At 57.5% G+C, this 22,942-nt stretch carries 22 protein-coding genes; 10 read left to right on the forward strand and 12 right to left on the reverse strand.

Annotated elements, in window-relative coordinates:
• Window positions 1–29: 29 nt before the first annotated feature.
• Together FKCLFG_RS01375 and FKCLFG_RS01380 are read left to right on the forward strand one after the other, a co-directional pair.
• On the forward strand, window positions 30–860 hold the full coding sequence (locus FKCLFG_RS01375; protein ID WP_472614461.1) for an FTR1 family iron permease: 831 nt from the start codon (window positions 30–32) through the stop codon (window positions 858–860).
• Complete coding sequence (locus tag FKCLFG_RS01380; protein ID WP_472614462.1) at window positions 857–2,230, forward strand: 4Fe-4S binding protein; 1,374 nt, start codon at window positions 857–859, stop codon at window positions 2,228–2,230. Before FKCLFG_RS01375 ends, FKCLFG_RS01380 begins: the two co-directional genes overlap by 4 nt.
• A gap of 101 nt (window positions 2,231–2,331) precedes the next feature.
• Here FKCLFG_RS01380 and FKCLFG_RS01385 read toward each other — a convergent pair whose 3' ends face one another.
• Window positions 2,332–2,835, reverse strand: coding sequence for a hypothetical protein (locus FKCLFG_RS01385; protein WP_472614463.1), 504 nt, complete (start codon window positions 2,833–2,835; stop codon window positions 2,332–2,334).
• A gap of 42 nt (window positions 2,836–2,877) precedes the next feature.
• Between FKCLFG_RS01385 and FKCLFG_RS01390 the strand changes: the two genes are divergently transcribed.
• The 5 genes from FKCLFG_RS01390 (at window position 2,878) to FKCLFG_RS01410 (ending at window position 9,628) form a co-directional block, all read left to right on the forward strand.
• Window positions 2,878–3,840, forward strand: a complete 963-nt coding sequence (locus FKCLFG_RS01390; RefSeq protein ID WP_472614464.1) for a peptidoglycan DD-metalloendopeptidase family protein — start codon at window positions 2,878–2,880, stop codon at window positions 3,838–3,840.
• A gap of 195 nt (window positions 3,841–4,035) precedes the next feature.
• Window positions 4,036–6,801 (forward strand): preprotein translocase subunit SecA, encoded by a 2,766-nt coding sequence (secA, locus tag FKCLFG_RS01395; protein WP_472614465.1) that lies wholly within the window; start codon window positions 4,036–4,038, stop codon window positions 6,799–6,801.
• A gap of 173 nt (window positions 6,802–6,974) precedes the next feature.
• Window positions 6,975–8,213 carry a bifunctional glutamate N-acetyltransferase/amino-acid acetyltransferase ArgJ gene (argJ, locus tag FKCLFG_RS01400; RefSeq protein WP_472614466.1) on the forward strand — a complete coding sequence of 413 codons (1,239 nt, stop codon included), beginning with the start codon at window positions 6,975–6,977 and terminating at the stop codon, window positions 8,211–8,213.
• Between the two features lie 27 nt (window positions 8,214–8,240).
• Window positions 8,241–9,113 carry an ATP-binding protein gene (locus FKCLFG_RS01405; protein WP_472614467.1) on the forward strand — a complete coding sequence of 291 codons (873 nt, stop codon included), beginning with the start codon at window positions 8,241–8,243 and terminating at the stop codon, window positions 9,111–9,113.
• A gap of 89 nt (window positions 9,114–9,202) precedes the next feature.
• Window positions 9,203–9,628: an NUDIX domain-containing protein gene (locus FKCLFG_RS01410; RefSeq protein ID WP_472614468.1), complete on the forward strand. Its 426-nt coding sequence runs from the start codon at window positions 9,203–9,205 to the stop codon at window positions 9,626–9,628.
• Here the strand turns inward: FKCLFG_RS01410 and FKCLFG_RS01415 are convergent.
• The 7 genes from FKCLFG_RS01415 to FKCLFG_RS01445 form a co-directional block, all read right to left on the reverse strand.
• Window positions 9,609–10,046, reverse strand: coding sequence for a methyltransferase family protein (locus FKCLFG_RS01415; RefSeq protein WP_472614469.1), 438 nt, complete (start codon window positions 10,044–10,046; stop codon window positions 9,609–9,611). The genes FKCLFG_RS01410 and FKCLFG_RS01415 overlap by 20 nt on opposite strands.
• A gap of 21 nt (window positions 10,047–10,067) precedes the next feature.
• On the reverse strand, window positions 10,068–10,256 hold the full coding sequence (gene yacG / locus FKCLFG_RS01420) for a DNA gyrase inhibitor YacG (protein ID WP_472614470.1): 189 nt from the start codon (window positions 10,254–10,256) through the stop codon (window positions 10,068–10,070).
• Window positions 10,257–10,268: 12 nt separating this feature from the next.
• Window positions 10,269–11,024, reverse strand: a complete 756-nt coding sequence (gene zapD, locus FKCLFG_RS01425) for a cell division protein ZapD (RefSeq protein ID WP_472614471.1) — start codon at window positions 11,022–11,024, stop codon at window positions 10,269–10,271.
• A gap of 78 nt (window positions 11,025–11,102) precedes the next feature.
• Window positions 11,103–11,717, reverse strand: a complete 615-nt coding sequence (gene coaE / locus FKCLFG_RS01430) for a dephospho-CoA kinase (protein WP_472614472.1) — start codon at window positions 11,715–11,717, stop codon at window positions 11,103–11,105.
• Window positions 11,718–11,744: 27 nt separating this feature from the next.
• On the reverse strand, window positions 11,745–12,641 hold the full coding sequence (locus FKCLFG_RS01435; protein WP_472614473.1) for a prepilin peptidase: 897 nt from the start codon (window positions 12,639–12,641) through the stop codon (window positions 11,745–11,747).
• Window positions 12,642–12,659: 18 nt separating this feature from the next.
• Window positions 12,660–12,812 carry a hypothetical protein gene (locus FKCLFG_RS01440; RefSeq protein ID WP_472614474.1) on the reverse strand — a complete coding sequence of 51 codons (153 nt, stop codon included), beginning with the start codon at window positions 12,810–12,812 and terminating at the stop codon, window positions 12,660–12,662.
• Between the two features lie 207 nt (window positions 12,813–13,019).
• Entirely contained in the window at window positions 13,020–13,925 is a 906-nt protein-coding gene (locus FKCLFG_RS01445; protein WP_472614475.1) for a LysR family transcriptional regulator, read from the reverse strand.
• 120 nt (window positions 13,926–14,045) lie between these two features.
• Between FKCLFG_RS01445 and FKCLFG_RS01450 the strand changes: the two genes are divergently transcribed.
• The 3 genes from FKCLFG_RS01450 to FKCLFG_RS01460 are packed head-to-tail and all read left to right on the forward strand — an operon-like array spanning window position 14,046 to window position 17,020.
• Window positions 14,046–15,344, forward strand: coding sequence for a CitMHS family transporter (locus FKCLFG_RS01450; protein ID WP_472614476.1), 1,299 nt, complete (start codon window positions 14,046–14,048; stop codon window positions 15,342–15,344).
• Window positions 15,345–15,372: 28 nt separating this feature from the next.
• Complete coding sequence (locus FKCLFG_RS01455; RefSeq protein WP_472614477.1) at window positions 15,373–16,710, forward strand: acyclic terpene utilization AtuA family protein; 1,338 nt, start codon at window positions 15,373–15,375, stop codon at window positions 16,708–16,710.
• A 1-nt stretch (window position 16,711) separates the two neighbouring features.
• Complete coding sequence (locus FKCLFG_RS01460) at window positions 16,712–17,020, forward strand: AtuA-related protein (protein WP_472614478.1); 309 nt, start codon at window positions 16,712–16,714, stop codon at window positions 17,018–17,020.
• Window positions 17,021–17,260: 240 nt separating this feature from the next.
• Here FKCLFG_RS01460 and FKCLFG_RS01465 read toward each other — a convergent pair whose 3' ends face one another.
• The 4 genes from FKCLFG_RS01465 to FKCLFG_RS01480 all read right to left on the reverse strand — a co-directional run bounded on the left by FKCLFG_RS01465 (window position 17,261) and on the right by FKCLFG_RS01480 (window position 22,512).
• Window positions 17,261–18,493, reverse strand: a complete 1,233-nt coding sequence (locus FKCLFG_RS01465; protein WP_472614479.1) for a type II secretion system F family protein — start codon at window positions 18,491–18,493, stop codon at window positions 17,261–17,263.
• 15 nt (window positions 18,494–18,508) lie between these two features.
• On the reverse strand, window positions 18,509–20,200 hold the full coding sequence (gene pilB, locus FKCLFG_RS01470) for a type IV-A pilus assembly ATPase PilB (protein WP_472614480.1): 1,692 nt from the start codon (window positions 20,198–20,200) through the stop codon (window positions 18,509–18,511).
• 175 nt (window positions 20,201–20,375) lie between these two features.
• Window positions 20,376–21,677: an HlyC/CorC family transporter gene (locus FKCLFG_RS01475; protein ID WP_472614481.1), complete on the reverse strand. Its 1,302-nt coding sequence runs from the start codon at window positions 21,675–21,677 to the stop codon at window positions 20,376–20,378.
• A gap of 319 nt (window positions 21,678–21,996) precedes the next feature.
• On the reverse strand, window positions 21,997–22,512 hold the full coding sequence (locus tag FKCLFG_RS01480) for a DUF2062 domain-containing protein (RefSeq protein WP_472614482.1): 516 nt from the start codon (window positions 22,510–22,512) through the stop codon (window positions 21,997–21,999).
• Window positions 22,513–22,942 lie beyond the last annotated feature (430 nt).

Genomic DNA, 22,942 nt, shown 5'->3' on the forward strand with positions numbered 1-22,942 from the left:
TTTTCCGATATTTATCCAATCCTCCAATCATGCAAAATTTTACGCAAATCCTGTTCGTGATGTGGCGCGAAACCGTCGAAGCGATGCTGGTGGTCGGCATCCTGTATGCGTGGCTGTCGCACAATCCAGCCGGCGCGCGCGGCCTGAAATATCTGTGGGGCGGCGTGCTGGCGGGTTTGGCCGGGGCTTTTTTGCTGGGGTTGGGGATCGGCGCGCTGGATGAAATCCTGTCGGATGAAGGGCATGCGTATTTCATGGCCGGCATGCTGCTGCTGGCGGCGGCGCTGATTGTCCAGATGGTGTTCTGGATGCGCCGCCATGGGCGACGTCTGAAGCGGGATATGGAGCAGGCGCTGGTTGCCAGCACGCAAACCGAAAACTGGTGGGGCGTGTTTTCGCTGGCGGCGATCGCGGTCGCGCGCGAGGGCAGCGAAGCGGTCGTGTTTGTATCGAGTCTGGCAATGGGCAGCAATGGCTTCGCCTCGGCCGCATTCTGGCTGGCGCTGGGTTTGGGCGCGGTGCTGGCGGGCGCCACCTTTGCGCTGCTGCAACTGGGCGGCAAGCTGATTTCATGGCGCGCATTTTTCCGCGTCACGGAAATCCTGTTGCTGCTGCTGGCATGCTCGCTGCTGTTGGGCGGGGTGGAAAAACTGATCGACGTGCAACTGCTGCCGGTGATCGTGGCGCAGGTCTGGGATACCAGCCGCTTGCTCGATGATGGCTCCATACTGGGCAGCCTGGTGTCGTCGTTCACCGGCTACCGGGCCCGTCCGGATTTGTTGAGCCTGCTCGTCTTCGCCGCTTACTGGCTGGCAATTCGCTGGATGCTGCGCGCCAGCCGTGGGGCGGCAACCGCATGAACGCCTTGGCGCTGGCCCCGCTGGGAAACTGGCTGCAAAGCCACGGTCGCCTGATCCGGCGCGTGCAGTGGGTGGTGGTGCTGTTTTACGTCGCGTTGCTGGTGGGGCCGGCGGTTTTGCCGCTGCCCGACGAGAGCGCGCACATCGTGAATAATCTGACTATTTTTGCCCAGTTCGTATTCTGGGGCATCTGGTGGCCGTTCGTGCTGCTCAGCATAGTGCTGGTCGGACGCGCCTGGTGCGGCGTGCTGTGCCCGGAGGGTTCCTTGACCGAATGGGCCAGCAGCAAAGGGCGCAACCGCGCCATTCCGCGCTGGATGCGCTGGGGCGGCTGGCCGTTCGTGGCGTTCAGCATGACCACGCTGTACGGCCAGATGGTCAGCGTGTATCAGTATCCGAAGGCGGTATTGCTGGTGCTGGGCGGCTCCACTGCGGCCGCCATCGTCATCGGTTATCTGTACGGACGCGAAAAGCGGGTTTGGTGCAAATACCTGTGTCCGGTCAATGGCGTGTTCGAGGTGCTCAGCAAGCTGGCGCCGATGCACAACAAGGTCGATGCCGAAGCATGGCGCAAGTCTTACCATAGCGTGACCAAGATTCCGCCGATCAATTGCGCGCCGCTGGTGGCAATGCGCCAGATGCAAGGTACCAGCGATTGCCACATGTGCGGGCGTTGCAGCGGTCATCGCGACGCCATTACGTTAAGCGCCCGGGCACCGAATCACGAGGTGGTCAAGCTGGGCGCGCAGCTGGCTACCGGCTGGCAAAGCGTGCTGATCCTGTTCGGGCTGCTCGGCATCGCGCTCGGAGCGTTCCAGTGGACAGTCAATCCGCATTTCATCCAGGTCAAGCAATTGGCCGCCGAATGGCTGATCGAGCGCGACATCCTGTGGCCGTTCGCCGAGAACGCGCCGTGGTGGCTGCTGACCAATTACCCGATGCAGCGCGACGTCTTTTCCTGGCTCGATGGCGCGCTGGTGACCGGCTACATTCTGGGCATGGGGGTGCTGATGGGTTGCGCGCTCTCTGCCATCGTCGGGCTGGCCAGCCGCCTGCTGGGGCCGTGGCAGCGCCAGCGTTTTTATCACTTGTGCCAGGCGCTGATTCCGCTGGCCGGTTGCGGCGTATTTCTCGGCCTGTCGGCGCTGACCGTCAACTTGCTCAAAAACGATGGCGTGCCGGTGTTCTGGATCAATGACCTGCGCTTGTTGCTGCTGATCGGCGCCAGCCTGTGGTCGTTCTGGCTGGCGATAGGGATTACCCGCCAGCACGCTGCTACCACGTCGCAGCGACTGGCGGCGCTGGGCGTCTTCGCACTGGCGCTGGCGCTGGTCGATATTAATTGGGTGCTGATGTTCTGGGTTTGGTAGTACTGGACGCCGTATTTTATTTTTTACCAATAAACATAGGCGGAAAACACGGCGTTTTTAGACATACCCGTCATATTTATTGATACTTGGCAAGGTGGCGATCAGTCGCGATTGCGCCGCGCCATGGCTTCGATGGCAGCTTTCAGAGCTGCGTTGCGGGGCGAATTTTCCAACGTATCGGCTAGCACCGCCAGCGCCGAACGGGCTGGTTCCGACAGTGTCGCTTGCTTGACCGGGGTGGCTTTTTCCAGACTTCTGACAACTTGCACTTTGAGGCGGATTGCGTTAACCTGCCAGCCGCGCTTTAGCAACAAAGCCTGTAGTTTCGGCAACTGTTGCTTGAGTTTTGCGGCCAGTGCGGCATTCGGCGTCGATAGCACCAACTGGCCGGATTCGAATTGCAGGATGGCGCAGGCTTCGAACATCGCCGGTAGCGCTGCTGCGCAATCTTTTTGCAGCGCCGCCATTCTGGTGGCGGTCGGCATCAGCGCGGCCATCTTGTCGTGCCCCCGCAAAAAGCCCATCGCATCTTGTGGCGCGCGCGTCGACTGCACCGGACGGGCGCTGCGCTGGTAAGGAGTATAGGAAGAGGAGGCTGACCGCATCCGCTGAACCTTACCATATCCGGCGCACCATAGAGGATCGATATGCAAGTCATTCTGTTGCACCCACGCCTGGCCCAGGCCAAATCCATTACCTTAACCAAAAAGCATTTGCTACTGGCAGTGTTGGGCTTTCTGACTGCCGTCGCAGTCGGTGCGGTTTTGCTGCAGGCGCTGACGTTGCGTTTGGCAGCCGATATTGCCTCCCCTTTTTTGCTGGGATTGACAGCGCAATCGGTGCCCGATCAGGCCAGCCGGCAAGACAAGTTTTTGAAGGAAAATCTGGCTTTCATGGCAGTACGGCTGGGCCAGATGCAGGCCCAGTTAGTGCGGCTCGATGCGCTCGGCGAGCGGGTGCAGGGCCTGGCCGGCGTCAAGCCGGAAGATTTCAACTTCAAGGCCTTGCCCGGTCGCGGCGGGGCGGCGCCGTCCAGCCTGGAACGGCAGGCCGGAGCGGATTTGAGCCTGACCGAATTCCAGAAATTGCTCGATGCGATGACAACCGACGTCGAGCATCGGGCCGATTACATGAATGTGCTGGAGTCGACCCTGATGGCCGACAAGATCCAGTCGAAACTGCTGCCCACCAACCAGCCAGTCAAGGTCAATTATGTCGCTTCCGGTTTCGGGGTGCGCTTCGATCCATTTAACGGGCGCAGCACCTTTCATGCGGGGATCGATTTCCCGGCCCCAACCGGCACGCCGATCGTGGCTGCGGCAGGCGGGGTGGTTATCGCTTCCGAGTTGCATAACGATTACGGCAATATGGTGGAGATCGACCACGGCAACGATATCGTCACCCGTTATGCGCATGCGTCGCGCCGCCTGGTGCAGATCGGCGACATCGTCAAGCGCGGCCAGCATGTGGCCGATATCGGCTCGACCGGCCGTTCTACCGGCGCCCATCTGCACTTCGAGGTGCGCGTCAAAGACGTGGCGCAAGACCCGAACAAGTTTCTGGCAGCCGGTGCCGATCTGGCGAAAGTGGTGGCGCTACGGGGGAAATGAGTTTGTGGTACCGATTTTCCTTTTGGACAAGGTCAATTGACCATTGTTTCCGCCCAGGTAAGCCCAATATGCGAAAAGTCGCATGCTAAAATCCGATGTTAAACATAGTCCGGCCCGATGCCAGCAGTTTTGCAGTGCCTATGCGCAGTGCAGATGCATCGAGTCATTTTTCCGGCGCTTTTTTAGAATCCAAGTATGTCATTACTGACCCAGATTTTCGGCAGTCGCAACCAGCGGCTGCTCAAGCAATACAAAAAAACCGTCCGTGAGATCAATGCGCTAGAAGCGGAGATGGAAAAACTCTCGGATGCGCAATTGCAAGCCAAGACCCCGGCCTTCAAAGAACGCATTGCCAGCGGCGAGAAAATCGACGCCCTGCTGCCGGAAGCGTTTGCGGTGTGCCGCGAAGCCAGCAAGCGGGTGCTCAAAATGCGCCATTTCGACGTCCAGTTGATCGGTGGGATGGTGATACACCAGGGCAAAATTGCAGAAATGGGCACCGGCGAGGGCAAAACCCTGATGTCGACTCTGGCGTCTTATCTCAACGGCTTGGACGGCAAAGGCGTGCATATCGTCACCGTCAACGATTATCTGGCGCAGCGTGACGCCAATAGTATGGGTCTGCTGTATGGCTGGCTCGGCCTTACCACCGGCGTGAACCTGTCGCAGATGGATCACGACAGCAAGCAGCTCGCCTATGCCGCGGATATCACTTACGGCACCAATAATGAGTTCGGTTTCGATTACCTGCGCGACAACATGGTGTTCGACGTAGCAGACCGGGTCCAGCGCGGCCTGCACTTCGCCATCGTCGATGAAGTCGATTCGATCCTGATCGATGAAGCGCGCACCCCGCTGATCATCTCGGGCCAGGCGGAAAACCACACCGAGCTGTATTACAAGCTCAATGAACTGCCCAAACGTCTGATCTTGCAGATCGGCGAAGAAACGCCGGACGGCAAAGGCAAGGTGGATGTGCCGGGCGATTACACCAAGGACGAAAAAGCGCACCAGGTGCTGCTGACCGAAGCCGGCCACGAAAAGGTCGAGCAGATTTTGACCGAGATGGGATTGCTGGCCGAAGGCGGTTCGCTCTACGATGCGACCCACATCGCGCTGGTGCACCATCTGTATGCGGCGCTGCGCGCCCATGCGCTGTATTTCAAGGACCAGCATTACGTGGTGCAAGACGGTGAAGTCGTTATCGTCGATGAATTCACCGGCCGGATGATGACCGGCCGGCGCTGGTCCGACGGCCTGCATCAGGCGGTCGAAGCCAAGGAAGGCGTCAAAATCCAGAACGAAAATCAGACTCTGGCGTCGATCACGTTCCAGAATTACTTCCGCATGTACGGCAAACTGGCCGGCATGACCGGTACCGCCGACACCGAAGCTTACGAATTCCAGTCGATTTACTCTCTTGAAACTGTGGTGATTCCGCAGAACAAGCCGAACCAGCGCAAGGATCGGCAGGATCAGGTCTACAAGACCAACGAAGAAAAATATCAGGCGATGCTGAAGGACATTCAGGATTGTTACGAGCGCGGTCAGCCGGTTTTGGTCGGCACCACCTCGATTGAAAATTCCGAATTGCTGTCCGGCATTCTGGATCAGGCCAAGTTGCCGCACAATGTGCTGAATGCGAAACAGCATGCGCGCGAAGCCGAGATCATCGCTCAGGCCGGCAGCCCCAACGCGATCACGATTGCGACCAATATGGCTGGCCGCGGGACCGATATCGTGCTGGGCGGCTATGTCGAAAATGCGATTCAAACCATCGAAGCCGATGCCAGCATATCGGACGCCGACCAGCAGGCGCAGGCACTGGCCTTGCGCAACGGTTGGCAGGCATTGCACGACCAGGTAGTTGCGGCCGGCGGCTTGCACATCATTGGCACCGAACGCCACGAATCGCGGCGGGTCGACAATCAGTTGCGCGGCCGTTCCGGCCGTCAGGGTGATCCCGGTTCCTCGCGGTTTTACCTGTCGCTGGATGATGCGCTGCTGCGCATCTTTGCCGGCGACCGGGTACGGGCAATCATGGACCGACTGAAAATGCCCGAAGGCGAGCCGATCGAAGCCGGCATCGTGTCGCGCTCGATCGAATCGGCGCAGCGCAAGGTCGAGGCGCGCAACTTCGACATCCGCAAGCAATTGCTGGAATACGATGATGTCTCCAACGATCAGCGCAAGGTGATTTATTCCCAGCGCAACGAACTGCTGGAGTCCGACAACGTATCCGCCCTGATCGCTTCGCTGCGCAATGGCGTGTTTACCGACCTGTTCCGCGCCTTTGTGCCGGCCGAGTCGATGGAAGAGCAGTGGGACATCAAGTCGCTGGAAACGGTATTGGCCGATGAATGGCAGCTTGAATTACCGCTGGCGCAGATGCTGGAAACCGAGCCGAATCTGACCGACGAAGAATTGCTGCAACGCACTCTGCAGGCTGCCACCGCGGCCTACGATGCCAAGATCGCCATCGTCGGGCGGGAATCGTTTGGCGGTTTCGAACGCAGTGTGATGCTGCAAAGCGTCGATTCGCACTGGCGCGAACATCTGGCCGCGCTGGATCACTTGCGCCAAGGCATCCACTTGCGCGGCTATGCGCAAAAGAATCCGAAGCAGGAATACAAGCGCGAAGCCTTCGACTTGTTCGGCCAGATGCTCGATCTGATCAAGAATGATGTGACCAAGGTCGTCATGACGGTGCATATCCAGTCGCGTGAAGAGATCGAAATGGCAGAGCAGGAACTGGCGCAATCGCATGTCGAGAACGTGCATTATCAGCATGCGGATTTCGACGCCGATGCGGAACCGGAAGACTTGCTGGCGCCCACCGTGCGGGCCGATTCAGACGCCCAGCGGCTGAATCCGAACGCGGTGGCAAAGGTCGGCCGCAACGACCTTTGCCCTTGCGGCAGCGGCAAGAAGTACAAGCAGTGTCACGGCAAGCTGGTATAAGCAGTTCGGACTGTGGCGCACCAAAAAAGACGGGCTTGCCCGTCTTTTTTTATTCGATCAGCATTAGCCGGCGTTGCCGCTGGATGGCATCCCGCTCTGCAGCCTTGCAGCATCGGCATTGGCGACATAACGATTACAATACGTTTTTCGTCCACTGCTAGAGCACGCACAACATGGCTGTCAATTCCCCTCTCCCGCTCGCCGCCGATCTCACACCCGTGGCTGGCATCTTGCTCGGCCATGCCGAAGCAGGCGTTAAAAAACCCAACCGCAAGGATTTGCTGGTGCTGCAGCTGGCCGAGAGCGCCACGGTGGCGGGCGTGTTCACCACCAACCGTTTTTGCGCCGCGCCGGTGCAAGTCGCGAAAGCCCATCTGGAAGCGGTGGCGCAATCCGGCCGCCGCATCCGCGCGCTGGTGATCAATACCGGCAACGCCAATGCCGGCACCGGCGCGCCGGGTCTGGCCGATGCCCATGCCACCTGCGCGGCGCTGGCCGGCTTGCTGGGTTGCGACACGACCCAAATCCTGCCGTTTTCCACCGGCGTGATTCTGGAGCCGCTGCCGCTCGACCGCATCAAAGGCGGCTTGCCGCAAGCGATCCAGAATCTGACGGAAAACAACTGGTTCAATGCCGCCGAAGCGATCATGACCACCGACACCCAGCCCAAGGCGGCCTCGCGTAGCGTGGTGATCAATGGCGTCACGATCACCCTGACCGGCATCAGCAAAGGCGCCGGCATGATCAGGCCGAACATGGCAACCATGCTGGGATTTCTGGCGTGCGACGCGAAAGTGGCGCAACCGGTGCTCGATCATCTGGTCAAACAGGCCGCCGATACCTCGTTCAATTGCATCACCATCGACGGCGACACCTCGACCAACGATTCCTTCATGCTGATCGCCACCGGCACTGCCGCGCTGGAAATCAACGATATCGGGTCCAGCGAATATGCAGCGCTGGCGCAGGCGGTGACCGGCATTTCGCAACAGTTGGCGCAGATGATCATCCGCGATGGCGAAGGCGCGACAAAATTCATCACGGTCACGGTGGAGCAAGGCAAAAACGCCGAGGAATGCCGCAAGATTGCCTACTCGATCGCCCATTCGCCGCTGGTGAAAACCGCGTTCTTCGCGTCCGACCCGAACCTGGGCCGGATTCTGGCCGCAATCGGTTATGCCGGCGTCGACGATCTCGATGTCAATCAGCTGAACCTGTATCTGGACGATGTCTGGGTTGCCAAAAATGGCGGCCGCAATCCGGATTATCAGGAGCAGGACGGCCAGCGCGTGATGCAGCAGAGCGAGATCACGGTGCGCGTCACACTGGCGCGCGGCGCTGCGACAGCCACGGTCTGGACCTGCGACCTGTCGCACGAATACGTGACCATCAATGCGGATTACCGCTCTTAATAATCGACACCGCACAAGCTTCCATTCATGACACAACTCGATCAATTTTTAGTACGCGCTGAAAGCTTACTGGCGCGCTTGGAATCCATTCTGCCGCCACCGGCACACGCTACCGACTGGGCCCGCGCCACCGCATTTCGCTGGCGCAAGCGGCCCGGCCAAGGCGTTGGGTTTCTGCAGCCAGTGGCGCATATCGCCAATATCAATTTGAATGATCTGCACAATATCGGGCCGCAAAAGCAGCAGATCGAACAAAATACGCAACAATTCGTGCAAGGCCGGCCAGCCAACAATGTGCTGCTGACCGGCGCTCGCGGCACCGGCAAGTCGTCGCTGATCAAGGCGTGCCTGAACCACTATGCGGCGCAGGGCTTGCGCCTGATCGAGGTCGACAAGGCCGACCTGGCCGACTTGCCGGATATCGTCGATTTGGTGGCCGAGCGGCCAGAACGCTTCATCATTTTTTGCGACGACCTGAGCTTTGAGGAAGGCGAGGGCGGTTACAAGGCGCTGAAAGTGGCGCTCGACGGCAGCATTGCCGCGCAATCCGACAACGTGCTGATTTACGCCACCTCCAACCGCCGCCATTTGCTGCCGGAACGCATGGCCGATAATGAAACCTACAAGCGCAGCGACGACGGCGATCTGCATCCGGGCGAGACGGTCGAAGAAAAAATCTCGCTGTCCGAGCGTTTCGGCCTGTGGGTATCGTTTTATCCGTTCAAGCAGGATGATTACCTCGATATCGTTGCGCACTGGCTGGGCTCGTTCGGCTGCGATGCCGGTCAGGTCGCAGCGGCCCGCGCCGATGCGCTGCGCTGGGCCTTGCAGCGCGGCTCGCGCTCCGGTCGCGTAGCCTGGCAATTCGCCCGGGATCATGCGGGGAAAATGAAGAACTAAGGGGTATGCCTTTAAATGCGATGTTTTCCGCATATATTCATTGTGGTACCATTAAATACAATAAGTAGTATTTATTTTAAGGTTATTCGATGTCTGAATCCAGTCCGGTTCCGGTTGCGGTTGCAGTCGGAATTCTGATGCAGTCGAATGGCGATGTTCTGCTGGCGCAACGCCCGACGGGCAAACCTTACGCCGGCTTTTGGGAATTTCCGGGCGGCAAGGTGGAGCCGGGCGAATCGATTCTGGATGCGCTAAAACGCGAATTCGTCGAAGAGTTGGGGATCGAGATAGTGACCGCCGAGCCTTGGTGCGGCGTCGAGTACATCTATCCGCATGCCCACGTGCGGCTGCACTTCTACCTGAGTCGCGCATGGCGCGGCGAACCGCAAAGCCTGGAAGGACAGGCGTTCGCATGGCAAGGCAAGGTCGGGGTTGCGCCGCTATTGCCGGCCACCATTCCTCTGCTGGAATGGCTGGACCGCTTGCGTTATCCGCTCACAGCAGATAGGGAATGATCGCCTTGGTCCGGCGTCGATAATCGGCGTAGTCAGAAAAACGGGCCAGCAGCAAGCGTTCTTCGCGCTGGATCTTGATGGTCAGCACGCCCGCCAGCAGCGCCAGCAAGCTCCATTTCCCCACCGATCCATACGCCACGCAGACGGCCAGGCCGCACAGCAGCACCGCCAGATACATCGGGTGCCGGATATGGCGGTAGATGCCGTTTGTCACCAGTTCGCCGCCGCTTCTGGGTTCCGGCAGCACGCTGAAAGTGTGCGCCGGCATCACGGCCAGTGCGGCGCCGGCTGCGATCAGGCCCAGAATGAACAGCGCTATGCTGATTACGGTGAATGCGGGAGCATGGCTGGAAATCGGGTTGGGAAGCGCGAGCAAGACGATCAGCAACAATTGCGCAGCAACCAGCAGACGTGACATCGCGACTCCCGCTATCGCCGATTAAGACTGCAATTTGCTGTCGTCGTCGATATCCTCGGCAGGATTGACGGCAGGGATAGTGTATTTTTCATCGGCCCAGGCGCCCAGGTCGATCTGCTTGCAGCGTTCCGAACAAAAAGGACGGAAGCGGTTTTTTTCAGCCCATTCGACCTTGTTGTTGCAAGTCGGGCAATGCACAAAAGTAGTCATTGTTTGTTTTACTCAAAAATTGCACAGAGTCAGCTCGAACGGCACGTCGCCATCGAACACTTTTGGCTTCATATTGCCGTCCGGACAAGTGAAGCGCACCCATAGCATGTATTTATTGGCGGAAATTTCGGGAATGCAGCCGAGTTCTTCATCAATCTCCAGGCGCAGCATCTGGTACACCTTGCCCTGCAGCATTTGCTGGTAAGTACCTGATTGCGCGATGATTTTGCTGGTGCTGCCCGATTCGCGCAACAGCCGCAGCACCATGGTCAGGGCCTCGAACAGCGGCAGCAAAGTCGAAAACCATCCCGTTATATCGTCAAAACGCTGTTGCGCCGGACGCTGTTGCCAGGCGTAATACGAAGGCAAATCGAATTCGCAAGCTCCGCCCGGAATGATGGTGCGACCGCGGATGCTCATCAGCCATTCATTGTCGCGCACGTTTTGCCCGGTTTTACCTTGCGCGGTCATCAGAGCTGTGCTGATGCGCTCCAGGTCGCGCAGGATTTCTTCAAGTCGATGGGCTTCCACATTGGGATTGCTTTTAAAGCCGAGCAGGGTCTGCTTCTGGCGTTCCAGTTCCTGCAGCAGATCCGATTTCAGGTCGGCGCGGCCGGCGACTTCGAGCATTTCAAAGATGGTGCAAAGAGCGACATGGTGTTGCAGCGCATGTTCCTGATGCAGGAAAAAAGTGAATTTTTCATACAGGTCTTCCAGTCGCAACAACGTGCGAATACGCTCGTTGAAAGGGTATTCGTAGACAATCAAAGCACAATCCCGGTAAAGGTTGATGATTTTGTAATTCTGAACGATGCTGGCTCAAATTACAATTGTTGCGACAATTTGTTATGACGATTGTGCTGCTAACGCCAGATACAACGCATGCAGGCGGTCGACTTGCGGCACCAGCGCGCTGGCGTCGGCATCATTGATAATTACGTCATCCGCCGCGGCCAGCCGCGCCGCGCGTGAAACCTGGTGTGCCATGATCGCGCGCACCTGCGCTTCGCTCAAGCCGTTGCGCTGCATGACGCGCTGGATTTGCAGCGCTTCCGGGCAATCGATGACCAGCACCCGCGCCACGCGCCGGGCCCAGTTGCCGGACTCGACCAGCAGCGGCACCACCGGCATCAGGTAGTCGCCCTCGGCCTGTTGCGCAGCGCGTTCGGTCTCGGCCCGTATTAGCGGGTGCAGAATTGCTTCGAGTCGTTGTTTGGCGGCCGGATCGGAAAATACCTTGTCGCGCATCGCGGCCCGGTTCATCGCTCCGTCGGCACCGATGAAGGCGGCGCCGAACTGGGTCCGAATGGCTTTGACGGCTGCGCCATCCGGCGCGCACAGGCGGTGCGCAATCAGATCGGTATCGATGATTGCCGCGCCGCGGGCAGCGAACAGGTCGGCAACCGTGCTTTTGCCGCTGCCGATACCGCCGGTTAAGCCGACTGAAAAACGATTCTTCATTGATTTCTCAATAGTTGCACATGTTGGCTACAGCAGAAAGTCGAGCGTATTGGCAGCGATGGATTTGCCAAAGAGTAGGGCGATCATCCCGGCAGCGGCCAGATAAGGGCCGAATGGAATCGGGTTGTCGCGGCCGCGCTTGGTGAAAACAATCAGGAAGATGCCGACTGTGGCACCGACCACAGACGACAGCAGGATTATCATCGGCAGCATGCTCCAGCCCAGCCATGCACCGAGTGCGGCCAGCAGTTTGAAGTCGCCGTAACCCATGCCTTCCTTGCCGGTGACGAGCTTGAACAGCCAGTAAATTGCCCACAGTATCAGATAGCCGGCTGCAGCGCCGAGCACAGCGTCCGGCAGCGGCGCGAAGGTGCCGTTCAGGTTGATCAGCAGGCCGGCCCACAGCAGCGGCAGCGTCAGGTCGTCGGGCAGCAGCTGGGTATCGGCATCGATGAATGTCATCGCAATCAGCAGATAGGCGAACAGCAGCGTCGACAGACCGGCCAGGCCGGCGCCGAAACGCCATATCAGCAGCGCCGACAAGGCTCCGGTCAGCAATTCAACAACCGGATAACGGGCTGAAATTGGCGCCTTGCAGGATGCACATTTGCCTCTTAGCGCCAGATAGCTGATGACCGGAATATTTTCCAGCGCGCCGATCCGGTGCCCGCAATGGGGGCAGGCCGACCGCGGCAGCGACAGGTCGAAACGGTCGGTATGCGGCAGACTCAGGCCGCTTTCGTGCGCCACGTAATTGTCCGATTCGCGCTGCATCATCTTCGGCAAGCGATAGACCACCACATTCAGGAAACTGCCGATCAGCAGGCCGAACAGCGCGGCCAGTGCGGCGCCCAATAGATTGCCGGGGGCGGCAAAGAAAGCAGGCTCCTGCACGATTTGGCCAAGCATTACAACAGTGTTCATCGATTATTCAGACCTTATTCAAGCCGCAATCATATAGGCTGCAGCGGATTGGCTCACTATGGTTGGGATATCCTGGTCCAGATCGAGGCAGGCCGCGCAGGGGATGGTGGAAACCGGATTTTTCTCGGGCGAACCGGTTCCGAGAAGCGCCTGCGACGCCAAATTTCGCATTATTCTACTTCCAAAAGAGCATGACGATAAGAAACAAAATGTCTGTAATCGCTGCAGGTAAAGCATCCCTGAATTAGCGGACGGCAATCCTTGGTTCGGCATCGAAGCCTGCAGTCTCCAGGAAAAGATACTGGCAACGTAAGCGTTCGGCTGCCTCGGCCATTTGCCGCGGCAGCTTGCGCGCAGTTTGTCTGCATGCTTGCCCATTTACACTTTGGCGTTCGAGCTCAAGCGCGTTTCGATTAGGTCGAACATGCCTTGAGCGGCGATCGATAGATTGCGATCCTTTTGTTTAACAAGGTAAATTGGGCGGACAAGATCATTGGCTTCGACCGGAATTGCGATCAGATCCATATTCCGAAACTGGAATAAAGTGAGTTCAGGCACCAGACTTACCCCCATGCCGTGCTCAATCAAGCCGGCCACCGTCGCCAGATGTTCCACCTCGAATCCGGCATTGTTTACCGGAATATTCCGTATCAGAAGCTCCACATGCTGCCTGACGCTGGTCGACTTCGCCAAATGAATCAAGTCGCAGCCGCTTAAGTCTGCCAGGGCGACGCTGGTTTTCTGTGCCAGACGATGATCGCGGCGACAAACCAGGTAGAAGGGATCGCTGCACAAGGTCCTGGTCTCGAATTCCGCCAAATTCGTCCCGAGCGCGGTCAGGGCCAGATCAACTTTGCCCAGCCGCAGCAAGCCCAGGCATTGATCGGAAAGCGCATCGAACAGTTGAACAGTTACTCCTGGAAACTGTTTTCTATACTGGGCGATGACGGCTGGCAGCCCATTGGCGGCCAGCGAGGGAAGTGCGGCGATCGACACCCGACCCTTGCGGCGCGCAACGTAGTCCGCCATGTTCGAAAACGCAGATTCGATATCCGTGACCAGGCTGCGTGCCACTTCCACGAACATTTCTCCTTCCGCCGTGAGGGTTACGTTGCGCGTATCGCGCTCGACAAGCTGCACGCCAACGGCCGTTTCCAACTTCTGAATCAGCACACTAAATGCGGACTGCGACAGGTGACATCGCTCGGCTGCACGCGTGAAGTGCCTGCATTCATTCAATGCCAGGAAGGCGTGCAACAATTTGGTGGAAATATTGGGCGGCATATTAATCTGAATATGTGATTAATCGATCGTAAAATACTATTTTACAAGATTAATTGTGTACTCCAGAATGAATTAACTGCTAAACAAATAAGCAGATTGATCAATATTCGGAGACAAAAAATGCTGGCTTTACTCGGCTTCATCACGATCGTAGTTTTACTCGCGGCCATCCTCACCAAGAAAATGTCACCCTTGGTGGCGCTCATCGCGATTCCCATCATCGCCGCCTTGATCGGCGGCTTCGGACTCGGCACCTCAAAATTCATCATCGCAGGCATCACCAATATCGCTCCGGTGGCCGGCATGTTCGTGTTCGCGATCCTGTTTTTCGGCATCGTCACCGATGCCGGCATGCTCGATCCGATCATCAGCGGCATCTTGCGCGTGGTCGGCAGTCGCCCGACGCGGATCGTGCCTGGCACCGCGCTGTTGGCGCTGCTGATTCATCTGGACGGTTCCGGCGCAGTCACTTTCCTGGTAACGATCCCCGCGATGCTGCCGCTCTACACCCGTCTCGGCATCGACAAGCGCATCCTCGCCTGCGTCGCCTCGCTGGCGGCCGGTGTGAATTTTCTGCCCTGGACCGGGCCGATGATTCGCGCCTCGGCTGCGCTGCATATCCCGGTGAGCGAAATTTTCATGCCCTTGATTCCGGTGCAGTTGATCGGCCTCGCGTTCGTCTTCGGAGTGTCATATTGGCTGGGACGAAAGGAGGAAATCCGTTTGGGCCTGACCAATGGCGCGCCGATCGGCTTTGTCCACACGCATGAATTGACCGAATTGGAACAGCAAATCCGCCGGCCCAAGAATTTCTGGATCAACATCGTTCTGACTGTCGTTGTCCTAGGCGTCATGATCAGCGGCAAGGTCGATCCGGTGGTGATGTTCATGACCGGTGTCGTGCTGGCGCTGATGATCAACTATCCGAACGTCGACATGCAGCGCGCCCGGGTCGATGCTCACGCCAAGGCAGCTTTATTGATGGCCAGCATTCTGTTTGCCGCCGGCGTGTTTACCGGCATCATGTCCAAATCGGGCATGCTTTCCGCCATGGCAAAGGCAGCTGTAGGCCTTGTGCCGCCGGAGATGGCGTCGCATATTCCCGTCGTGCTGGGATTGTTGTCGATGCCGCTGTCCTTGCTGTTCGACCCCGATTCATTCTATTTCGGCGTGCTGCCGGTGGTCGCCGAAGTCAGCCATATGCTGGGAGTGGCGCCGGTTCAGGTTGCGCAAGCAGCGCTACTGGGACAAATGACCACCGGATTCCCGATCAGTCCGCTGACGCCGGCAACCTTTCTGGTCGCAGGACTGGCCGGGATTGATCTGGCCGATCATCAGAAATACACGTTCAAATATTTATTCGCGGCGTCGATCCTGATGACCATCGCTTGCGTCATTCTCGGCATTTTTCCGCTGTGATGCCACCCATAACCGTTAGGAGAAGATCATGAAACATATCCGCATTGGGGCGGGCGCCGGCTACTCGGGCGACCGGATAGAGCCGGCAGTTGAACTGGCTGAAAAAGGCGATATCGACTACCTGATTTTCGAATGCCTGGCCGAGCGCACCATTGCCCTCGCCCAGCAATCGAAAATGAAAGACCCGGCGCTCGGTTACGATCCCCTGCTCGCGGACAGGATGCATGCGGTCTTGCGCATCTGCAGTGAAAAAGGCATTAAGATTATTACCAACATGGGAGCGGCAAACCCGCTTGCAGCAGCTGCCAAGATCAAGCAGATTGCGCAAACACTGGGCTTGTCCAAGCTGAAGATTGCCGCTGTTTCCGGCGATGACGTTCTGTCCGTTCTAAAGCAAGGCGACTACCTGGACGACAGCGGCACTGCGGTTAACGATTTGGGGGACAGGCTGCTTTCGGCGAATGCCTATCTGGGCGCGCAGCCATTGGTCGATGCGCTAGCGCAAGGCGCGGACGTGATCGTCACAGGCCGCGTGGCCGACCCGGCGCTGGTACTTGCGCCGCTGATCCATGAATTCGGCTGGGCGATGGACGACTGGCACCGGCTCGGCCAAGGCACCTTGGTCGGGCACCTGCTGGAATGCGCCGGACAGATTACCGGCGGCTATTTCGCCGACCCGGGTTTCAAGGACGTGGCCAACCTGGCGCGCCTGGGCTTTCCGATTGGCGAGGTCGCCGAAGACGGCAGCGTGATTATTACCAAGGTAGCTGGTTCCGGCGGCAGCGTCACCGCAGCCACGTGCAAGGAACAACTGCTGTATGAGATTCATGACCCGGCCGCCTATTTGACGCCCGATGTGGTGGCCGACTTCTCCCGTGTTACGGTCTCGGAAATCGGCACTGACCGGGTCGCCATCAGCGGCGCGACGGGCCACCCGAAGAGCGGAATGCTCAAAGTATCGATCGGTTATATCGACAGCTACATTGGAGAGGGGCAAATGTCTTACGCCGGCCCGGGCGCCTTGGCCCGCGCCCGCCTGGCGCTCGATATTGTCGCTGAGAGATTGAAACTCGCCGATGTGAAAGTCGGAGAAATTCGATATGACGTTATTGGCGTCAATGCCATTCATGGTGCCGCGTTGAGCGCGCAAAACCCGGAACCATACGAGGTCCGCATCCGCGTTGCGGGCCGCACAGAAAGCCTGAAAGAAGCCGTCCGCATTGGCAATGAGGTCGAAACGCTATATACCTGCGGCCCCGCAGGAGGTGGCGGCGCGGCAAAATCAGCAAAAGACGTGGTCGCCGTGCGCTCCACGTTATTGCCGCACGCTTTAGTCACAGCAACTGTCCATTGTGAGGAGATCTGAAATGCTACTTCGTGACATAGCGCATTCCCGCGCCGGCGATAAAGGCGATATCTCGAATATTTCGGTGATCGTCTATGACGCCAGGCACTATCCGCTGCTGGAAAAACACCTGACAGCGGAACGTGTGAAAGCGCATCTTTCCGATATTGCGCTTGGTGAAGTCGTTCGCTATGCGCTTCCCGGCCTTGGTGCGATGAATTTTGTATTGCAGAAGGCGCTCGGCGGGGGCGTCACGCGTTCGCTGGCTCTTGACGCGCACGGCAAATGCCTGAGTTCGGCATTGTTAAGTCTCGAAATCTCTGACAAATGACGGCCGCGGATACTGATAATCAGAGGGCAGGTAAGCGCGGTCGGGGTGGAGTCCCGGCTCGCAAAGACTGTGGCACATAGAAGGCAGACGCAAAAAATCATGGCTGTGGCATCCGCCGTCATCGGGAGTCGAGCCGACGGCAAGCCGATCTGGACACGTTAAGAAGCCCCGCAGAGACCAAATGCGGGGCTGTAATGTCGTGTGCTTAGGACATTTTTTCCATAAGCAAGAACTCACATTTCACACGACAGACCCCAGTTTAAAGATGGGCAGATACATTGCGATGACCAGGCCTCCGATCAGCACCCCCAGAATCACCATGATCAACGGTTCCATCAGGCTGGAAAGCGAAGCTACCGCGTCGTCGACTTCTTCCTCGTAGAAATCGGCGACCTTGCCCAGCATCATGTCGAGCGAACCGGATTCTTCGCCGATCGAAACCATTTGCGTGACCATGTTCGGAAACACCTCGGAATTTTGCATCGCAGCGGTCAGGCTGGTGCCGGTACTGACTTCAGTTTGGATTTTTTTGGTTGCATCCAGATACACCGCATTGCCGCAGGCGCCGCCGACCGAATCGAGCGACTCGACCAGCGGCACGCCGGCGGCAAACATGGTGGCCAGGGTGCGGGTCCAGCGCGCGATGGTGGCCTTGCGGATCACTGCGCCGAAAATCGGCGCTTTCAGCAACAGCCGGTCCATCGTCTGCTGCACCTTTAGCGAACGCTTCCAGGATTGAAAAAACAGATACAGGCTGCCGAAGGTCAGGCCGAAGATCAGATACCACCATTGTACGAAGAAATCTGAAATCGCCATCACGAACAGGGTCGGCGCCGGCAAGTCGGCGCCGAAACTCTTGAATACATCCTTGAAAGCCGGCACCACCCAGATCATGATCACTGCCGTCACCACGAAGGCCACCATCAGGATCGATACCGGATAGAACATGGCTGACTTGATTTTGGCCTTGATGGCGATGGTTTTTTCTTTGTACACCGCCAGCCGGGTCAGCAAGTCTTCCAGAATCCCGGCCTGTTCGCCGGCCCCCACCAGGTTGCAGAACAGCGGGTCGAAATACAGCGGAAATTTGCGGAATGCCTGATTCAGGCTTGAGCCGGTTTCAACGTCGGCGCGGATATCCTGCACCAGCTTGGATACCGATGGATTGGCGTTGCCTTTGGCGACGATGTCGAACGATTGCAGCAGCGGTACGCCAGCCTTCATCATGGTGGCTAGTTGGCGGGTGAACAGTGTGATGTCCTTGTCTGTGATCCGCTTGCCGCTGTGGAAGTTTTTTTTCTTGATTTTGGTGACCAGAATGCCCTGGCGCCGCAGCGTGACGCTAACCACGGCTTCACCGCCGGCGCGCAGCTCGCCGCGCACCAATTTGCCCGACTTGTCCTTGCCTTCCCAGGCAAAGATTGCATCCTTGTTCAGACGTGCGCTTGCGCTATTGCGTGATGCGGTTGCCATTTGCTGCCTCCTTCGTTATTCGTTGGTGCAACCGAGGACTTCTTCCAGGCTGGTCAAGCCCTGCCTGACTTTGATCAGCCCCGACTGGCGCAGGGATTTAACCCCTTCCAGCGCGGCCTGGCGTTCTATGTCGGGGGCGGAGCCTTGCGTCAGGATGATGCGTTCGATTTCTTCCGAAATCGGCATGATCTGATAGATTCCGACCCGGCCTTTGTAGCCGCTGCCGCTGCAGCGTTCGCAGCCGACCGGCTTGAAGGGTTGCCAGCTGCCATCGAGATCCTGCTGCTTGAAGCCGGCTTGCAACAGCACTTCATCCAGGATTGCCGCCGGTTGCTTGCAGTTGCACAGACGGCGCGCCAGCCGCTGGGCGGTAATCAGGATCACCGAAGAGGCGATATTGAATGGCGCCACACCCATATTCATCAACCGCGTCAGGGTCGATGGCGCATCGTTGGTGTGCAGCGTGGAAAACACCATGTGGCCGGTTTGCGCCGCCTTGATGGCGATGTCAGCGGTTTCCAGGTCGCGGATTTCGCCCACCATGATGACGTCCGGGTCCTGGCGCAGGAAGGATTTCAGGGCTACGGCAAAGCTCAGGCCCGCCTTTTCGTTGACGTTGACCTGATTGACCCCGGGCAGGTTGATTTCGGCCGGATCTTCCGCGGTCGAAATATTGATGCCAGGCTTGTTGATCACGTTCAGGCAGGTATACAGCGACACTGTCTTGCCGGAGCCGGTAGGTCCAGTCATCAGCACCATGCCGTAAGGACGCTGGATCGCGTTGAGCAGGGTTTCCTTCTGATCCGCATCGTAGCCAAGCGCGTCAATCCCCATCTGGGCCTGACTCGCATCCAGGATACGCATGACGATCTTTTCGCCGAACAGGGTCGGCAGGGTGCTGACCCGGAAATCGATGGTGCGCGTTGGGGAGATCACCAGCTTCATGCGGCCGTCTTGCGGCACACGCTTTTCCGAAATATCAAGTTTGGAAATGACCTTGATGCGCGAGGCCAGCTTTTCCTTGATCGCCAGAGGCGGTTGGGCGACTTCCCGCAAAATGCCATCGACGCGGAAGCGGATGCGGTAAAACTTTTCAAACGGTTCGAAGTGGATATCGGATGCGCCCAGATTGATCCCGTCCAGCAATATTTTTTGCAGAAACTTGACAATCGGGGCGTCGTCGATCTCGGCGCCAGCAGTATCGACTGCTGCGGGTGCTCCGCTGTCGTCTTCGATAAAATTGATATCGAGATCGTCGCCGATCAGCTCGTTCAGATTCTCCTCGGCGTTCCGTCCGAATTGCTCCAGCAGTTGCAGCAGCGTATCGTGTTGCACGATTACCGGTTCGACGATCAAACCGGTCTGAAACTTGATCTGGTCGAGTGCCTGCGTGTTGCTTGGGTCCGAGATCGCGACCGTGACCTTGTTGCCGCGTTTGGCCAGTGCGATTACGCGTTGCCCCTGCATCAGCCTGGCGTCGATGATTTTTTCCGGCAGCGCCGCGATATTAAGCGCGGACAGATCCAGCGCCGGATAACCAAAGGTTTCAGAGCAGAACAGGGCCAGTGCGCGTTTCTCGATATGGCCGCTCTGGAGCAGCGTGTCGATGAAAAAGGATTTTTCGGACAGGGCTTTTTTGTTTACGGCTTCGGCTTGAGATGCCGATAAATGCCCTGCCTGCACCAGTGCTCTGGCTAATCCTGACATCGGGAGGGTGGCTATGCTATTGGGAGACACTGCTGCCATAAATGATTCAGTCGAAAAATAACGCAAAAAAACCTCGGAATGGCGCTAGATAATGCCTCCAAGCATCTTACTTGTAAAGGCATTGCCATCACAGCGCTGCTGTTTACGCCTTCATCCGGCTTGTCCTGCCAAAGAATTATGTTTTGTTGGCCGCGCGGCTTTTTGGCATGCGGCGTATCAGTTTGACCACTTTGATCGCCTGATTCTGGACCTGGATGATTTCGATGATGCACTTTGGAAACTTGACGCTGACACTCGCCTCCGGAATATCCTGTAATAATTCCAGCAGCAAGCCGTTCAGCGTTTTCGGCCCATCCAGCGGCAGTTCCAGTCCAAGCCGTTTGTTAATGTCGCGCAGCGCAGTGATGCCTTCCAGCAGGCATTCGCCCTGCTCGTCCCACTTGAAGTTATCGGCGCGGCTGGCGCCCGGGGTGGAAGTCGTGAATTCGCCGATCATTTCTTCAATGATGTCTTCCAGCGTCACCAGGCCCTGCACTTCGCCGTACTCGTCGACGATGATGCCAAGGCGCTCATGGTTTTCCTGAAAATACTGCAGTTGTGTAAATGCGCTGGTATCTTGCGGGATGAAATAGGGCTCGGTCAGCAGCGCGCGAAAGTGCTCCACCGTCAACTCCTGTTCTTGGTTGAGCAAGGCCACCGCCTTGCGCATGTGCAGGATACCTAAGATTTTGTTGATTTCGCCCTCGTAGACCGGCAGCTTGTTGTGATAGCAGGTCACCAGCTGGTGCTTGATCTCTTCTATCGGAACCGACAGATTCAGAGCCTCGATCTGAGCGCGCGGCGTCATCACGTCTTCGACTGAAATGGTTTCCAGGTCGAACAGGTTGAGCAGGATGCTCTTGTGTTTCTGCGGGATGAAATTGCCGCCTTCCAGCACGATCGAGCGCAACTCTTCCGGCAACAATCGTTGCTCTTCTGCGTTGGCGCCGGTCTTGATGCGAAGCAGCCTGAATAACCCGGAGACCAACAGGTTGACGAACCAGACTACCGGCTTGCCTATTGCGAGCAAGATTTTGAGGGCGAAGCTGGCCGGCATGATGATGCGCTCGGGATAGGTTGCACCTATCACTTTAGGGACGATTTCGGCGAAGATGATCAACAGGAACGCCACCCCGCCGGTGGCGATGATGATGACCTTATCGTCATTGCCGAAGGCGCTAATCGCCATCACGATTACCAAGGCGGTCGCCAGCGCATTGATGACGGTATTACAGATTAGAATCAGCGACAGCACCTTGTCGATGCGTCCCAGCAACCATAGCGTGGTGCTGGCAAGCCTGCTGCCGCGTTTTGCCAGATGGCGCAGCCGATGGCGATTGGCCGCCAGCAGAGAAGTTTCGGAAATGGAAAAGAAGGCCGAGCAAAGTATCAGAAAAGCAAGCGCAAGCAACTGCACCCATAGGGGAACGGAATTCAATGGTTTGCCGTTAAAAAGAATTAAACAAGAAAAAGCCGCCCGATAACCTGGTCGGGATGAGAAGATTTTAACCCCCAGCCTCTAGGTCCAGAACGGCTACCAGTTTATTGTAGTAGCCGCTGATCAAAGGAATAATTTTACTTGCAATCAAGCACTTAGCGCAAGCTGCGCGTAACTGTGAGCAACCACCTGGAGCCAATGCGTCCTGAGATTCGACGTAGATTGCAGCCGACTTTCATTCCCATACGCAGACTTTCCCGCCGCGCCATATCTTCGGAAAATGCCGCAAGGGCCAGAAAAATCAAGCTGCGCCACGCACTCATGAGCGCCTCCTGTTGCGCCGTTTGGACAATGTCCGCAAGCGCCAGACCAGCGTGATCAGTCCGTAAGTCAGCAACCCCATCAGCGTGGACGTGATAGCCAGACCCACCAGCAGCGGTTTACCCAGAGTGGTAATGCGCTGCCACAGGCTGGCCTCGCCATTGATTTTACTTGTGATGGAGAGGCCGGCAGCATTCGCCGGCATGGCGCCACCGGTCACCCAGGCACCCAGTCGGTAAGCGCCGTAGTAGATCGGGCCGAAGGTGATCGGATTGGTGATGAGTGTGCTGGCGACGGCGGCTGGGACATTGGCGCGCAGTATCACAGCGGCGGTTACCGAGAGTGGAATTTGTGCGATGGGGACCAGCAGGCCGAAGAACATGCCCAGCGCTACGCCCAAGGCAACCCCGCGCCGCGACCAGTGCCAGAGTTTTGGCTGGTGCAGCCAGGGACCGAGCCAGGCGAGCCAGCGGTTGCCCTGAATCTGTTCCCGACTCGGTATATGGCGCCGCATACGCTCCTTTAAACCCATTCACGTCCTCTGTATATGTAAGCGCCGCCGCAGGTTTTGCTACTTCGACTGCCAGAAATATGGTCAGCCCGATTGTACGGGGCATCATCCAGTACGCAGCATTCAGCCCCGCGCTCTGGAGCAGTTGCTGCATGGCGGCGCGCAGGTAAGCAGGAGTTGGGAGTCAATCAGCGGTTAGGGGGGGGGCACTGCACGCGCCGATACGAGCGCCATCAAGACATCGTGACGGATAAGCTGCGTTCCTGATTTTTATTATATACGGTATGGTGTATTATTTTTTACCGCATATATGGTATACGGTGAGTGTGTATTTTTGTAAAATATCATGGGAGTATATATACTTTCGCATGAATTCTGAAAATCATCATAGCGATTTTTCAAGAAAACCCTGACAGCATTACATTCGTTGCGC

This window comes from Gelidimonas denitrificans, from assembly GCF_055694065.1.